The organism is Dyella flava (assembly GCF_016904955.1).
Taxonomy (GTDB): domain Bacteria; phylum Pseudomonadota; class Gammaproteobacteria; order Xanthomonadales; family Rhodanobacteraceae; genus Dyella_B; species Dyella_B flava.
Genome location: NZ_JADIKE010000039.1, coordinates 405,066 through 418,962, shown reverse-complemented (window position 1 = coordinate 418,962; position 13,897 = coordinate 405,066). Strand labels below are relative to the sequence as shown.

The window sequence follows — 13,897 nt, the reverse complement described above, 5'->3', positions numbered from 1 at the left end:
GGCGTCATGCCTGCGTGTGATTGGCATGGCAAGCATTTGATGCGTTGACGTCCCTTTGTTGCTGCCCCGTACATGGAACGGCAGAGCCGTCGATCGGAATCATCCTTCAACATGCGCACACCTTCTTGCATCAACGCGCTGGCCGCATTGCCGCTTGCCATGCTGGCTTCATCCATGGTGATGGCCCAGAGCAATCAGAATTCAGCGTCGCCGCCCGCGACAACGCCCACCGGCAAGGCGGCATCAGCCAAGAAACCGGCCACCCTGCAAGCCGTCAACGTGACGGCGTCCGGCAACCCGTCGTCGCCGACGATGCCCGCCTTCCCTGCCACGCAAGTAAGCGTGACCGCAGCGCAGATCGATGACACCGTCAACGCGGTGGATGCGGAAGACGCCGCCAAATATCTGCCCAGCGTCTTTATCCGCAAGCGCAACGAAGGCGACACGCAGCCCGTGCTGGCTACCCGTGACTGGGGCGTCAACTCCAGTGCACGGAGCCTGGTCTATGTCGATGACATTCCGATCTCCGCGCTGATCGCCAACAACAACACGATCGGTGCGCCCCGCTGGGGCATGGTGTCGCCGGACGAGATCGACCATATCGACATGCTGTATGGGCCGTACTCGGCGGCGTATCCGGGCAATGCGATGGGCGGCGTGATGCGTATCGTCACACGCACGCCGGACAAGCCGGTAGTGACCATCGATCAGACCGAGGCGCTGCAGACCTTCAACCTCTACGGCACACACGGCAATTACGCGACCAGCAAGACCAGCGTCACCGCGAGCGGCCGCAACGGGAAACTGTCCTGGTTCGTGGGCGCGAACTCGGCCAACAGCTTCAGCCAGCCACTGACGTTCATCACCAGCGGATCGACGCCGGCCGGCACCACCGGCACGATTCCCGCACTCAACAAAGTCGGCCAGACCGCCAATGTGTTGGGCGCCGGCGGACTGCTGCATACGCGCATGGTCAATCTCGACGGCAAATTCGCCTACGACATTACGCCGTGGCTGCAGGCCGCCTATTGGGTGGGCTATTGGAGCAATGACGGTCAATCGCACGCGCAGACCTATCTCTCCAATGCCAGCGGCGAACCGACCTATGGCAAAGCCGCCGGCTTCGCCAGCAACACCTACAGCATCGTCGAACATCACCTGATGCAGGCGGCGTCGTTGAAGACCGATACCAAGGGCGACTTCGACGGCTCCCTGGTCGTGACGCACTACAACTTCATCAAGGACGATCAATGGTCACCTTATGGTGTCCTCGCCAATACGGCGTTCACGCCGAACGGTCTGGCCGCCAGCTACGCCGGCACCAACTGGTCGACCGCCGATCTGCAAGGCACCTGGCGGCCTGAAGGTTATGGCGGCGCCCACGAAGTTTCCGCGGGTGTGCATGCCGATGAGTACACGCTGGCCAATCCCACGTACAACACGCAGATCTGGCAGGATCCGTCCAGCATCACCAGCCTGTATTCGGCCGGCAGCGGCAAGACCCGCACCAACGCGTTGTGGCTACAGGATGCCTGGCAACTCGCACCGGACTGGCTGGCCACCTTCGGCGGCCGCTACGAACAATGGAAGGCAAGCGACGGCTTCAACTTCAGCGGCCACACGGCGGTGTACCAGCCTACCGAGCGAGCATCCGGTTTCTCACCCAAGGCGACCTTGCGCTGGGATATGGCGCCGACCTGGCAGCTCACCGGCTCGGTGGCCAAGTCCCTGCGTTTCCCCACGGTTGGCGAGCTGTACCAGCTGGTATCCACCGGTTCCACCTTTAGCTCGCCGAATCCGAACCTGAAACCGGAACGCGATCTCAGCGGCGAACTCGCGCTGGAGCATGCGCTCAGTGACGGCTCGGTCAGGTTGTCGTTGTTCGACGAGAACACGCGCAATGCCTTGATCTCGCAAACCTCGACCCTGGCCAACTACCCGGTGCCGGTCACCTACACGATGAATGTGAACGAGGTGCGCAACCGCGGTATCGAACTGGCCGCACAGCAGAACAATGTGCTGATCCAGGGACTGGAGCTTTCCGGCAGCGTCACCTTTGTCGACTCCACCACCCTGTCCGACCCCGGCTTTGTCAGCGTCGCCGGCACCACCGCGGACGGCAAGCATGTGCCTTATGTACCGCGCTGGCGGGCCACCGCCGTGGCCACCTACCGCCCGACTGCCGCCTGGGCCTTTACCCTTGCAGGCCGTTACAGCGGCAAGCAGTACTCCACGCTGGACAACACCGACAACACACCGAACGTGTTTGGCGCTTTCGACAAGTTCCTGGTGTTCGACGCGCACGTGGCCTACCAGATCAGTGCGCGTCTTTCCGCTTCGTTGGGCATCGACAACCTGACCAACGAGAAGTACTTCCTCTATCACCCGTTCCCGCAGCGTACCTATGTCGGCAGTATCAAGTTCCGTCTCTGAGCGCCCGATGCGGCGCGATGCATACCGCCTGATCTGGCGCTGGCATTTCTACGCCGGCCTGTTCTGCCTGCCATTTGTGTTGTGGCTGGCGACGACCGGCTTGATCTATCTGTTCAAGCCGCAACTGGAACCGCTGCTGGAACAACGCTATGCGCACGTCACCAACGCACCAGCCCAGCCTGCTTCCGCACAGGTGGCCGCGGCGCTGAATGCGGTGCCGGGATCGGTGCTCAACGCGTATGTGCTGCCGAGCTCGCCGGAAGCCGCCACGCGCGTATTGGTAGGTCACGGCAGCGAGTTGATCCGCGTTTTCGTCAACCCGTCGAGCTTGCAAGTACTGGGCGTGGTGCGTGAAAACGATCGCTTCATGCGGGTGATCTTCTATCTGCACGGTGAACTGTTGCTGGGCCGTGGGGGTTCCATGCTGGTGGAACTGGCCGCGTCGTGGACCATCCTGATGCTGATAACCGGTCTTTATCTATGGTGGCCGCGCAATGCGCGCCTGGGCGGTACGCTATATCCACGGCTGCGTCAGGGAAAGCGCGTTTTCTGGCGCGACCTGCATGCGATAGCAGGGTTGTGGATATCGATGTTTGCGCTATGCCTGCTGTTGTCCGGTCTGCCTTGGAGCACATTCTGGGGCGGCATGCTGCACACCATCCGTCAATCCTATGCCACCGCCACAGCACCGCAGGACTGGACCACCAGCAGCGCCGCGGAGCGTACGCAGACCAAGGCGGAAAACACGCAGCCATCGGGTCAACACGCCATGGCGATGAGCATGCCCGGCATGGATATGGGCGACATGCCAGAGCAAACCCGCATCGATTATTCGGCGATCGATCGTCTCGTGCCGGTTGTCGTCGCTCAGCACATCACACCACCGGTGTTGATTGCGCCGCCTTCGCTGCATGCCAGCCACTGGACAGCTCGTTCGGATGCGGATGATCGCCCCAGCCGCAGCACGGTCGTGCTGGATGCAGCCACCGGTGCGGTACTGCAACGCAGCAGCTTTGCGCAAAAGCCTTTGCTCGATCGCATCATCGGCTATGGCATCGCCATTCATGAAGGCGCCTTGTTCCCGCCGCTCAACCAGATCCTCGGCGTGTTTACCGCGCTGGGGCTGATCACGCTGTGCGTCAGTGCCGTCGTGATGTGGTGGCGGCGGCGGCCGGCCGGCGTCCTTGGCGCACCGCCGGCATCGGCAGCGCGATACCCGCATGCCTTGCTCGCCCTGCTGGTGTTACTTGGCATCGTGCTGCCGTTGCTGGGTAGCTCGATGCTGCTGATATGGCTGATCGAGCGTCTGTGCTTGCGGCGTTTCGAGCGTACGCGGACTTTTCTTGGGCTGGCGGCGTCTGCTTGAGGCGTGTGTTGCGGAGCGGCCAGACCGGCTTTCGACTGGCTGACAAGGCTCTGGAACCAGCGTATCGTCATCGGCGTCACGCTGAGCGGCCTGCCCTATTCCCACATGTGCGGGCGCGCAGAGATATCCAGCAAGGAGTCGTCGCAATGTTTCTGTCTCGCATACTGGCCGCCGCCTTCTTCAGTCTCGCCGCAGCCTCGGCCGTGCAAGCTGCCGAGGCCCCCGCCTTCTCGGTATTGATCAACGACAGCGCGGGTCATCCGGTCATGTTTCAGAGCACGACTACCTTGAAAAAGGGTGACGTGATCAATGTCCGATCCTTCAACGCCGAACCGGTGATGGTCCTGCAGGTCGCCATGTGCAACAGTGATTGCCCGCGCATGCACTTGGTCAAAACGGTGTCCCTGACGCCCTATTTCGTCGGTGACACCCATACGAATGAGAATTTCGTCGTCCCGGAGAACGGACATGTCGTGTTCTGGGTACAGCAGGTCGGCGGTGTAGCCAGCGTGCCCCTCGCTGCCCAGGTTGGAACCTGGTCCCTGCAAATCGTCGACCCTTTTCTCAGTTTTGCCACGTCCAGGCTGTACCCGGAAACGCGCCCCATGCCGGCGAACGAGCTTCGGCTCGATGACAACAAGCTGCGTGTACGCTTCCATCACCGTACCTTCGTCACCGTCAGTCTTGCGGACGCGAATAGCTGAACCATCGATTCAAGCGCCAGGCATCGGGCCGTCACCACGGCCCGGTGCCTCCATCAAGTGGTCAAGAATGGAACCCCGGTAGAGCCACTCCGGCCACCATCATCCCCAAAAGGGGCGCTCTAGCCCCGTTATCACCCCTGCTCTAGACTGCCCTGGCGCATCGGGGGATGCGCCACAAGGGGAGATAGGGAAATGAACGAACTCGTCTATCGGAACGAGACGACGCTGCGCACCATCGCGCTGGCGCTGTCCATCATCATCTGGCTGTTGCTGCTGTTTGGCACGGTAGGCATCTTGCTGGTCTATATCCTGCTGATTGCGCTGTTTGCCTTGGTCGCCCATTCGGCGCTTATCGCCCACCTGCGTGGCAATGCCATTCGCATTACGCCCAAGCAAATGCCCGATCTGTGCGCGCGTATTTATCGTTGCGCGCGCAAGCTGGGCATGAATGACGTACCGGAGGCGTATCTGGTTAACGGCAATGGTGTGCTCAATGCTTTTGCAACGCGTTTTCTCGGCCGCAATTTTGTGGTGCTGCTGTCGGATGTGGTCGACAGCATGGAAGATCGGCCTGGCGCGCTGGATTTTTATATCGGCCACGAGCTTGGGCATCTGCGCCGGCACCATCTGACCTGGTCCAAGATCCTCGCCCCGGCGATGTTCCTGCCATTGATCGGCGCGGCTTATTCGCGTGCACGCGAATACACCTGCGATCGACATGGTTTGGCCGTCTGCGATAACCCGGAAGACGCGCAGTACGGACTGGTGGCGCTGGCTGCCGGCAAGCGTCGCTGGCGCGCCGTCGATCTGGAAGAGTTCAGCAAGAGCGCGGCCGCGACACCCGGTTTCTGGATGTCGTTGCACGAACTGGTCGGTGATTATCCGTGGCTTAGCAAGCGTCATGCCTGGCTGCGCGCACTGGCGGAACAACGTGAGCCCAAGCTGGGTTCGCGCAATCCATTCGCATACGTGATCAGCCTGTTGCTACCACGCATGCCGGGCCTGGGTATTGGCGGTGGCTTCCTCGTTATCGTCTATATCGCCATCCTCGCGGCCATCGCTATTCCCGCTTATCAGAATTACCTCGATCGCGTGGCCGCCACCGTCGCCATGACGGACAGCGCGCCCTATCGGCAAGCGATTGCTCAATACAGTTTGAGCCAGCAGCAATGGCCCAGCTCCATGCAGCAACTGGGCATGACTGAATTTCCGGGTGACCAGACGGTGGCCGGCATCGTACTTGGCGGAAACGGTACCCTGACCGTCACCTTCGTCAGTCCGTCCATGCGCAGCCGCGAACTGTTACTGAGGCCCTACCTGAGCAACAACACGATCCAGTGGTCTTGCAGCGGCAATATCCCTGCCAACGCGTTGCCGCTGGAATGCCGGGCGCAGCCATAAGCGGCACAAGCTGCATCACGCTCGAAGGGGTAGCGTGTACTACCCCTTCGATACCTGGGCGTTCGACGTGACGTTGTAGTCACGACTCGTCGCTTCGATCAGGTCATGATTATCGTGCTGCCACGGATGAAACCCCGGGATAAACCACTTCAGCCACTGACCGCTGATGCGGGTAATCGGCGCTGGTGAAACAAACAGGAAACCCAGCAGGCGCAGCCAGCCGCGCCAGTCTTTCTGCGTGCCATCCGCCTTGGACAGCCGCCACATGAATTGCCAGCTGCGGTAGGTAAAAAGCATGGTGATCCAGAACATGGCACGGCAGCGTCGGCGCCAACGCACGAAAGGCGTACCGCCTACGCGCTGATAGACATCGAAGGCCACCGCCTTGTGCTCGGTTTCCTCCAGTGCATGCCAGCGCCAGATTGCCGCCATGCGCGGATCGGCCTTGCGCATGACGCCCGGATGACGCAACAGATGATCCGCGAGCATCGCCGTGAAATGCTCCAAGCAGATGGTCAGCGCGAGTTGGCCGATCGGCGGCAAGGTGCGTGCCCGCATGTCCTGCACATCCTTCACGATCTGCATCAACGCATAAGCACCTACGCCCTGCTGCTCCAGCCGCTCGTTGTAGGCGAGATGTTCGCGACTGTGCATGGCCTCTTGGCCGATAAAGCCGCCGACGGCCGCATCAAGCGCCGTGTCGTCGGCGATCTCGGGACGAAACGCACGCACGCTATCGATGAAAAAGCGCTCCCCATCCGGAAACATTAGCGACAACGCATCGAAATAGCGGGTCTGATGCGCATCGCCATCCAGCCAATAGCGTGGAATATCCTCCTGCATGCCGAAATGCAGGTCGCGGCGGACAATGTGGGGGGCGTAGCTCATGGCGTCCAAGCTAGGCCGATTAAGCATGCCTTTCAAGTCACTCAAGCCCGGGCAGGTTTCGCGTTAAGCTTCAGCCGCATCGACCAGCGGTGAACAGCCATGACAGTGAAGCATTGGACCAGCCGGACCACCTTCAGCGCCCTTATCGTGCTGCTGGCGGCAAGCACGGCGTGTGCGCAAGCGCAAACACTGCACGTCTCCAGTACGAGTTTCGCGGATGGGCGAAACATGCCGCAAAGGCTGACCTGCGATGGCCCCGACGTGTCGCCGGATATCCAGTGGTCAGCCGCGCCCGCCAGGACGCAAAGTTATGCGATCGTGATGGATGATCCCGATGCGCCACAAGGATTTACGCACTGGCTTGCCTACAACATCCCGGCCAACACCCACGATTTATCCGAAGGCGCATCCACACCTTCGAAGCGGCTCGATCATGCGGGAGAAGGCGCCAACAGCTTCGGCCATGCCGGTTATGGCGGCCCCTGCCCGCCTGAAGGCAATGCGCACCACTACGTGTTCCAGGTGTATGCCCTTGATGTGAATCCGGACCTGCCTGCCGGACAAAGCGAGGAGCAGCTCATGGCGGCAATCCAGGGGCATGTGCTTGCGAAAGGACAGATCACTGGTTTGTATGCGCGCGGCGGCGAGTAATGACGAGTCCGTTCGCGACATAGAACCCTCGACAGCTTGCGACACCAGCCAGCAACTTCTGTCAGGCATCGCTCGGCGGCAATAAGTAGCCTCTCGTTCGCCAAGGAGATACTTCATTGACCGAGACTTCCACCGATGCCTACCGCGCCCGTTTTCAAAAGGTGCTTGCCTACATCGACACGCATCTTTCCGAAGACCTGAGCCTGGACCGGCTCAGCAATGTCGCCGCGTTTTCGAAGCATCACTTCCTGCGGCAGTTTTCGGCATTGTTCGGTATCGGTGTCTATCAATACGTGCAACGCAGCAGATTGAAGCGGGCATCGCATCAGCTCGCTTTTCGCGAAGACCAGCCGGTTATCGACATTGCACTGAACAGCGGTTATGAAAACCCTGAATCGTTTTCCCGCGCGTTCAAGAAAGCGATTGGACAGACGCCGTCCGAATTCCGGAAACAACCGCAGTGGGTGCCTTGGCAAGCCGCGTACCAATCCCTTGCCGAACTGAGGACCCAACACATGCCGAGCCAACCACAGATCCACGACGTCCGGGTGATCGATGTACAAGAAACACCCATTGCCGTACTTGAACACCGTGGCGACCCTCACATGCTCGGTGATTCCATCCGCCGATTCATCGAATGGCGCAAACAGAACCACTTGCCGCCCAGCAAGAACGCTACCTTCAATATCCTCTACGACGATCCGAACGAGGTGGCGCCCGCCGACTATCGCTTTGATCTGTGCGTGGCGACCAACCAGGACATTACTGACAACCCGTTCGGCATCGTCCGCAAAACCATCCCTGCTGGCCGCTGTGCGGTATTGCGGCACATCGGATCCGACGACACCTTGCACCAATCCATCATCTACCTTTACTCAGCATGGTTGCCACAAAGCGGTGAGGAACCAGGCGGGTTCCCGCTTTATCTGCAACGCGTGCGTTTCTTTCCGGATGTGTCGGAGCACGAGGCCGTCGTCGATATTTTCCTGCCTATCAAGTGAGCAGCTGGTGGGCTTGCACCGTTGCGTTCAAGGCCAGACTGATGCCAGCAGGTCGATGATAAAGTCCGCCAGTTTTTCGTCTGGATCCAGCGTTGGATCGTAGATGGTCACCTCCATGCCGACACATCGTGGCGACGCCAGCACGATCTTCAGCACTGTGTGCAACTCGTCAGGGTCCATGCCGCCGGGATCGGGGGAGTCGACGGCCGGCATCCACTCCGGTGCCAGCACGTCGAGATCAAGATGGATCCAGAACCCCTCGGCCAACGATTCCAGTTGCTTGATGGCCGCATGTGCAGACTCAGCCACACCTTGTTCGCGAATCCGGTGCAAAGGCATCGCGTGCATGGACGCCGTCGGCGTGGCCACGGACACCTCGTCCGGTGCAGGCCAACGATAACCGAACACCACCACATCACTGGGTTGGATATAAGGCTTGCACGCATCGATATCCGCCAATAAGTCCGGTCCGGCGCCCGTTGCACAGGCCAGATCCATGCCGGCCAGGCCACCGGTCTGTGAGTGCTCGGGTGTCATCAAATCTGTATGCCCGTCGATAAACAGCAGGCCGTGCCGGCCACGCCGGCGCAATGCCAAGGCGCTGCCCAGCAACACACTGCAATCGCCGCCCGTCACGATGGGAAAGTTTCCCTGTTCCAGCAACACCGCGATGCGATCGGCCAACTCCATGCTGTAGTGCCTGATCTGCCGGGCATTGCGCACACGAGTGACAGGATCGATGGCTTCGGCATAGGCAGGCGGTACGACCACGCCCGCGTCTTCAGCCTGCAAACGCGTCAGAACGCCGTGTTCCCGCAGCACATGCGCCATGTATTTCACGCCGGGCTCCACCGCCGGCAATGGCGGCTTGAGCCCGAGATTGGAAGGCGCTTCCAACACCGCCAGTCGACGTGTAGGCACCATCACCCGGGACTCCCGTCAAAGACTGTGACGACATGAACACATGCCGGAATCATCAGCCGCAGGGCCTCACTTTGCCACGTCTTTGTGTCATGTTGCCGACCCTGCCCGCTCTTGAATCAGGAATCCGGCCGGAGGCGATCTAGCCAAATCGGTTACTACGACCCGGCATCCGTAGCCGGGATGGCCTGGGTTGCTCCGAACGCGATCCAGGCCAACCCGAATTGGCTGCAAGCGCCCAGCTTTACTCGTTGATATAGCGAAGCACGATGCAGCCGGACGCATAGGTCTTCGAACCGGCCAGCTTGAGTTTTTGCAACGACACGCCTGGCTTGAACAGCGGATGTCCGTTACCAAGAATGACCGGCACGACACCCAGCCGGTATTCGTCGAAAAGATTTTCCTCGATCAGCGTCTCGCATAGATTGGCGCTGCCGAAGACATACAGATCCTTCTTCGCCTGCAGCTTGACCTCGCGCACGGTTTCGGCAACGTTTTCACTCACCAGGCCGGTGTTGTTCCAGTCCGGCTTCCGAAGCGTGCGTGAAGCCACCAGCTTGGGCAGGCTGTTCATGAAATTGGCCACCGTGCCTTCGGCGGTTTTCCAATAAGCGGCCATGCCTTCATAGGTGACCCGGCCGAACAACAACCCTTCAGCCGATTCAAGTTGCTCGATGGCGAAGCGTTCAAGCTCATCGCCCCAGACCTCCCGGTGAAAATCCAGATCCCAACTTTTCGGGCCTTCGAAATACCCGTCCAGCGTGACCAGGTTCCACATGATCAGCTTGCCCATGACGTCACCTCCCGATGGCCCAGGGTCTCAGCCATGAAGAACAGCGGCGATCAGACGCTCCGCCGGCAAAAGATTGGCAGCTAATGCCTGTGGCAGCGCGTGCCGCTGGATAAGGTAAGCGGTGGCATTCATGACCACTTCCACGCGTCCCGGCTCCGGCTCGACCACCAGTGCCTTGAGTGGAAGATCAATGCCTGATGCCAGGCTGGCAAGCATGACCGGCGTTCCCGCCTTGGGATTGCCAAAAAGGATCAGCGTCGTCGGTGGCATCGACAAGCCCGCGGCGATCGCTTCCGCACGCTGATCAATCGTCGCAAAAATCTTGATCTGATGATCGGCCAGCGTACCAAGCAGGCGCTGCACCGTATCAGCAAACGCATACGGGCTTTGCAGGGTGACGATTCCGGCCGATTCGTCCGTGCGAACGAGAGAAGAAGTCATACGCCGCCTCCACGATGAATGTCATGCGCGACGTGCCTGCCATTCCGACCCTGGCCGGCATGGCAGGCACGCGTTTACCGTGCCGATAATGCAACGAAAGAAGATGGCAGAGTAAGACTTCCGAACAACTCGCTCGCTTACGCCCCGTTTTTCAGATGGATCAACACCGACGTATCCTGGTCTGTCACCTGGAAATTGGCCTGATCGAATGAAGGCTTGCCCATCAAGGTGAGGTTGTTGCTAAAGCCGTAGCCACCCCGGGGTTTGCCGAACATGCCGGTCTGCATCTTGCCGCTGCCATCGGTGTCCTGGAACACGTCGATGCTGTACAACCCCGGTGTGACATTGTTGAACGTGTAGGTCACCGCGCCCGGAGCGGCCTTGACCGTACCCGTCGCAAACGGCGGCGCCTTGTTCTTCCACGACGCCTCGGAATTGTTCAGATCGATATGGATGGTGCCGTTGGTGCTACGCACGCCATCCACGGTAACGATCAGGTTGGAAGCATGCGCGGACATGCACAACATACCGGTCAAAGCACCTGCAAGCACGACAGGTTTCCGCAGGAAACGAGCAACTTCGATTGCCATGACGATTGACCTCTTATGTGGTGAAGTGGGGTAACACGCATGTGATGCCACAGCGCGAAAAACGGTTGCATAGGCTGAAAGTCCCCCGCACTTCCTGCACACACGATGGATTCGGCTTGAATCAAGCACATGGCGCACATGTGCAAAAACATCCATGCCACCAGTCATACCTGCACAGGTATGCCCTTCGGCATGGTTCGGCGTCCACGGTGTGAAACACCGATGGCATGTTCACGACCGATACGCGTGCGCCCACCAGGCAAACTTGCAACAAGCTGACGCGGCACCTTGTTGCCGCTATCCTCAACGCGCAGGCGTTATCACCGACGAAGCAACTGCAACAAGGGGAGCAGACATGCCGATGTATCGATTCCGGCGCACCGTCGCCGTGCTACTTGCTGGATCTATCGGGCTCGTAAGCATGGCCAACCTGTCACTGGCCGACCCGGTCCCCAAACCTGCCGATCACGCATGGCTGCTCAAAGCCGATCGGGTGTTCGACGCGCGCAGCGAGCAAACCCACGCCGGCTGGGTGGTGCTGGTGCAAGGCGACAAGATCGCTGCCGTGGGACCAGCTTCACAGGTCAATGCTCCGCCCGGCACGCAGGCCATCAATCTCCCCGGCACCACGCTGCTGCCCGGCCTGATCGATGCGCACTCGCATATTTTTCTGCATCCCTACAATGAAACGCTGTGGAACGATCAGGTGTTGAAGGAATCGCTGCCTTACCGCACCATCGAAGCCGTGCAACACGTGCATGACACGCTGATGGCCGGTTTCACTGCACTGCGCGATCTGGGCACCGAAGGCGCTGGCTATGCGGATGTCGATGTGCAACACGCCATCGACCAGGGATTGATTCCCGGTCCGCATATGTTCGTCGCGACCCGCGCCACCATCGCTGCCCATTGCTATGGTCCCGGCCCGATGGGCTTCCGTACCGACATGGATATTCCACAAGGCGGCATCCCCGTCAGCGGCACCGCACAGATGATCGATGCGGTACGCGATCAGGCCGGGCATGGCGCGGACTGGATCAAGATCTACGCCGATTACCATTGCGGCAAGAGCAAGGGTGCCGTACCGACCTTCACGCAGGAGGAATTGAATGCCGGCGTCGAAGCCGCGCACTCGCTCGGGCTACCTGTCGCCGTACACTCCACCACACCTGAAGGCATGCGCCGCTCCATCCTGGCCGGTGTCGACACCGTCGAACATGCCTACGGCGGCACACGTGAAGTATTCGAGTTGATGAAACAGCACAACGTCGCCTACATGCCGACGCTGGAAGCCGAAGCCGCTTACGCCGAATACTTCCACGGCTGGAAACCCGGTCTGCCGCTGACCGAAGACATGCAACAGGCCGCCAACGCCTTCAAGCTGGCCATGCAGGTTGGCGTCACCATCGGCTCCGGCAGCGACGTGGGCGTATTTACCCACGGCACCAATTACAAGGAGCTGGAATGGATGGTGCGCGATGGCATGTCGCCGGCGCGTGCGCTGCTGGCTGCAACGGCGGTTGATGCAAAGATACTGCGCCAGCAGGACAAATTTGGACAGCTCAAGGCCGGGCTCGATGCCGACATCATTGCCGTACAAGGTGACCCCACGGCGGATATCAGCGCCATCGAGCACGTACCGTTTGTGATGAAAGGCGGCGCGATCTACAAGCAGCCTCAGTAAGCGACTGGAATAGTGCGTAGCTCAGGCTGCCCCAAACGTGGTCCGGGGTAACCCAACCTATAGACCACTTGTCTATGGTTTGCCGGGTTGCGTGATCTGCTGCCGCTCAAACTTGATGACGCGCCCCTCTTTTTCCGAGTACGTGACTATCACGCCGGCATTACCCCATGCATAGGTAATGATGTAGTTCTGACCATCCACGACAATTTTCTGCACGGCGTCTTGCTTGAGCTCAATGCCGGACACGGGCGGCATTCGATCTATATCGGCTAATACTTTATCCAGGGATTTATTGCTGCCGGTGCTTATCAGTGGAACCGCCAGGATGCCAACGAGCAGACAATAAGCGGAAATATTGGTAAATAGCACTCCGCCTTCCTGCGAGATGCCTGAACTGATCGCCTTTATCGACCGGCCAAATCCAAACAGCGCCACAACGATCGATGCCAGCAAAAAGAATGGCGACACAAAGTTGAGGCACGACTCGCCGATGGGAATTTGATTCAACGCGTAGTAGCCGACGAAAGCCGTCAATATCGCCGAAGAAATCGAAATGATGGTCTTTACAAAATCGATGACCGCCTTCCAGGCCTCCACGTGACTTTTGTCGATAGCCTGATTCATGGCTTAGATATCCTTCGGAACAGGACACCACCTGGTCAGCGCAAATGAAATGCCATGCAGTATCTCCCATGAACTGATTTCCCGACTCTTCCAACCACGACTTAAGTGATTGTCGATATCAACTAACATATTGGGCACGATCGAAACGACATATCTCTGAATGTCGTCGTATTGGAAATCCCGCCAGTGTGGCGAACGATCACGCTCGATATTTTCAACGAGCTGAATCAGCAAGCGGACAGCTCCTTCGGTCAATACCCGGGGCTCCCGTCGGTATTCTGAAAGCTCACTCCACTTCTGAACCTCTTGCCTGACGCCTTTCTCGATCTCTTCCAGATTCATGGTGCCCCTCCATCGCCTACCTTGTTGGTTGGACCAGGGTTGCAGATCTGCCGGCAGT

The 13,897-nt window shown here is 59.5% G+C and carries 14 protein-coding genes; 7 read left to right on the top strand and 7 right to left on the bottom strand.

Annotation, left to right across the window (positions count from 1 at the left end; genetic code table 11):
* The first annotated feature begins 111 nt into the window (after window positions 1-111).
* From ISP19_RS20255 to ISP19_RS20240, 4 genes are all read left to right on the top strand, one after another.
* On the top strand, window positions 112-2,433 hold the full coding sequence (locus ISP19_RS20255; protein WP_204684216.1) for a TonB-dependent receptor: 2,322 nt from the start codon (window positions 112-114) through the stop codon (window positions 2,431-2,433).
* A gap of 7 nt (window positions 2,434-2,440) precedes the next feature.
* Entirely contained in the window at window positions 2,441-3,799 is a 1,359-nt protein-coding gene (locus tag ISP19_RS20250) for a PepSY-associated TM helix domain-containing protein (RefSeq protein WP_204684215.1), read from the top strand.
* 146 nt (window positions 3,800-3,945) lie between these two features.
* Window positions 3,946-4,503 carry a hypothetical protein gene (locus ISP19_RS20245; RefSeq protein WP_204684214.1) on the top strand — a complete coding sequence of 186 codons (558 nt, stop codon included), beginning with the start codon at window positions 3,946-3,948 and terminating at the stop codon, window positions 4,501-4,503.
* A gap of 192 nt (window positions 4,504-4,695) precedes the next feature.
* Window positions 4,696-5,904 (top strand): M48 family metallopeptidase, encoded by a 1,209-nt coding sequence (locus tag ISP19_RS20240; RefSeq protein ID WP_204684213.1) that lies wholly within the window; start codon window positions 4,696-4,698, stop codon window positions 5,902-5,904.
* Between the two features lie 39 nt (window positions 5,905-5,943).
* Here ISP19_RS20240 and ISP19_RS20235 read toward each other — a convergent pair whose 3' ends face one another.
* Entirely contained in the window at window positions 5,944-6,792 is an 849-nt protein-coding gene (locus tag ISP19_RS20235; protein ID WP_204684212.1) for a metal-dependent hydrolase, read from the bottom strand.
* 99 nt (window positions 6,793-6,891) lie between these two features.
* Here ISP19_RS20235 and ISP19_RS20230 point away from each other — a divergent pair, with 99 nt between their 5' ends.
* Window positions 6,892-7,443 carry a YbhB/YbcL family Raf kinase inhibitor-like protein gene (locus ISP19_RS20230; RefSeq protein WP_204684211.1) on the top strand — a complete coding sequence of 184 codons (552 nt, stop codon included), beginning with the start codon at window positions 6,892-6,894 and terminating at the stop codon, window positions 7,441-7,443.
* Window positions 7,444-7,559: 116 nt separating this feature from the next.
* Window positions 7,560-8,444, top strand: coding sequence for an AraC family transcriptional regulator (locus ISP19_RS20225; protein ID WP_204684210.1), 885 nt, complete (start codon window positions 7,560-7,562; stop codon window positions 8,442-8,444).
* Between the two features lie 27 nt (window positions 8,445-8,471).
* On the opposite strand, the gene ISP19_RS20220 is transcribed toward ISP19_RS20225, so the two are convergent.
* From ISP19_RS20220 to ISP19_RS20205, 4 genes are all read right to left on the bottom strand, one after another.
* Window positions 8,472-9,368, bottom strand: a complete 897-nt coding sequence (locus ISP19_RS20220) for an arginase family protein (RefSeq protein ID WP_204684209.1) — start codon at window positions 9,366-9,368, stop codon at window positions 8,472-8,474.
* Between the two features lie 241 nt (window positions 9,369-9,609).
* Window positions 9,610-10,158 carry a dihydrofolate reductase family protein gene (locus ISP19_RS20215; protein WP_204684208.1) on the bottom strand — a complete coding sequence of 183 codons (549 nt, stop codon included), beginning with the start codon at window positions 10,156-10,158 and terminating at the stop codon, window positions 9,610-9,612.
* 27 nt (window positions 10,159-10,185) lie between these two features.
* Window positions 10,186-10,599, bottom strand: a complete 414-nt coding sequence (locus tag ISP19_RS20210; protein WP_204684207.1) for a DUF302 domain-containing protein — start codon at window positions 10,597-10,599, stop codon at window positions 10,186-10,188.
* A 137-nt stretch (window positions 10,600-10,736) separates the two neighbouring features.
* Window positions 10,737-11,189 carry a DUF2141 domain-containing protein gene (locus tag ISP19_RS20205; RefSeq protein WP_204684206.1) on the bottom strand — a complete coding sequence of 151 codons (453 nt, stop codon included), beginning with the start codon at window positions 11,187-11,189 and terminating at the stop codon, window positions 10,737-10,739.
* A 355-nt stretch (window positions 11,190-11,544) separates the two neighbouring features.
* On the opposite strand from ISP19_RS20205, the gene ISP19_RS20200 reads away from it, so the two are divergent.
* On the top strand, window positions 11,545-12,873 hold the full coding sequence (locus ISP19_RS20200) for a metal-dependent hydrolase family protein (protein WP_239556962.1): 1,329 nt from the start codon (window positions 11,545-11,547) through the stop codon (window positions 12,871-12,873).
* A 72-nt stretch (window positions 12,874-12,945) separates the two neighbouring features.
* Here ISP19_RS20200 and ISP19_RS20195 read toward each other — a convergent pair whose 3' ends face one another.
* Together ISP19_RS20195 and ISP19_RS20190 are read right to left on the bottom strand one after the other, a co-directional pair.
* Window positions 12,946-13,497 carry a hypothetical protein gene (locus ISP19_RS20195; RefSeq protein WP_204684205.1) on the bottom strand — a complete coding sequence of 184 codons (552 nt, stop codon included), beginning with the start codon at window positions 13,495-13,497 and terminating at the stop codon, window positions 12,946-12,948.
* 3 nt (window positions 13,498-13,500) lie between these two features.
* Window positions 13,501-13,839, bottom strand: a complete 339-nt coding sequence (locus tag ISP19_RS20190; protein WP_204684204.1) for a hypothetical protein — start codon at window positions 13,837-13,839, stop codon at window positions 13,501-13,503.
* Window positions 13,840-13,897 lie beyond the last annotated feature (58 nt).

Excerpts from the sequence above, each read along its gene's own strand:
- ISP19_RS20255 (WP_204684216.1), top strand. The coding sequence starts at position 112 with ATGCGCACACCTTCTTGCATCAACGCGCTGGCCGCATTGCCGCTTGCC.
- ISP19_RS20250 (WP_204684215.1), top strand. The coding sequence starts at position 2,441 with ATGCGGCGCGATGCATACCGCCTGATCTGGCGCTGGCATTTCTACGCC.
- ISP19_RS20245 (WP_204684214.1), top strand. The coding sequence starts at position 3,946 with ATGTTTCTGTCTCGCATACTGGCCGCCGCCTTCTTCAGTCTCGCCGCA.
- ISP19_RS20240 (WP_204684213.1), top strand. The coding sequence starts at position 4,696 with ATGAACGAACTCGTCTATCGGAACGAGACGACGCTGCGCACCATCGCG.
- ISP19_RS20235 (WP_204684212.1), bottom strand. The coding sequence starts at position 6,792 with ATGAGCTACGCCCCCCACATTGTCCGCCGCGACCTGCATTTCGGCATG.
- ISP19_RS20230 (WP_204684211.1), top strand. The coding sequence starts at position 6,892 with ATGACAGTGAAGCATTGGACCAGCCGGACCACCTTCAGCGCCCTTATC.
- ISP19_RS20220 (WP_204684209.1), bottom strand. The coding sequence starts at position 9,368 with ATGGTGCCTACACGTCGACTGGCGGTGTTGGAAGCGCCTTCCAATCTC.
- ISP19_RS20215 (WP_204684208.1), bottom strand. The coding sequence starts at position 10,158 with ATGGGCAAGCTGATCATGTGGAACCTGGTCACGCTGGACGGGTATTTC.
- ISP19_RS20210 (WP_204684207.1), bottom strand. The coding sequence starts at position 10,599 with ATGACTTCTTCTCTCGTTCGCACGGACGAATCGGCCGGAATCGTCACC.
- ISP19_RS20205 (WP_204684206.1), bottom strand. The coding sequence starts at position 11,189 with ATGGCAATCGAAGTTGCTCGTTTCCTGCGGAAACCTGTCGTGCTTGCA.
- ISP19_RS20200 (WP_239556962.1), top strand. The coding sequence starts at position 11,545 with ATGCCGATGTATCGATTCCGGCGCACCGTCGCCGTGCTACTTGCTGGA.
- ISP19_RS20195 (WP_204684205.1), bottom strand. The coding sequence starts at position 13,497 with ATGAATCAGGCTATCGACAAAAGTCACGTGGAGGCCTGGAAGGCGGTC.
- ISP19_RS20190 (WP_204684204.1), bottom strand. The coding sequence starts at position 13,839 with ATGAATCTGGAAGAGATCGAGAAAGGCGTCAGGCAAGAGGTTCAGAAG.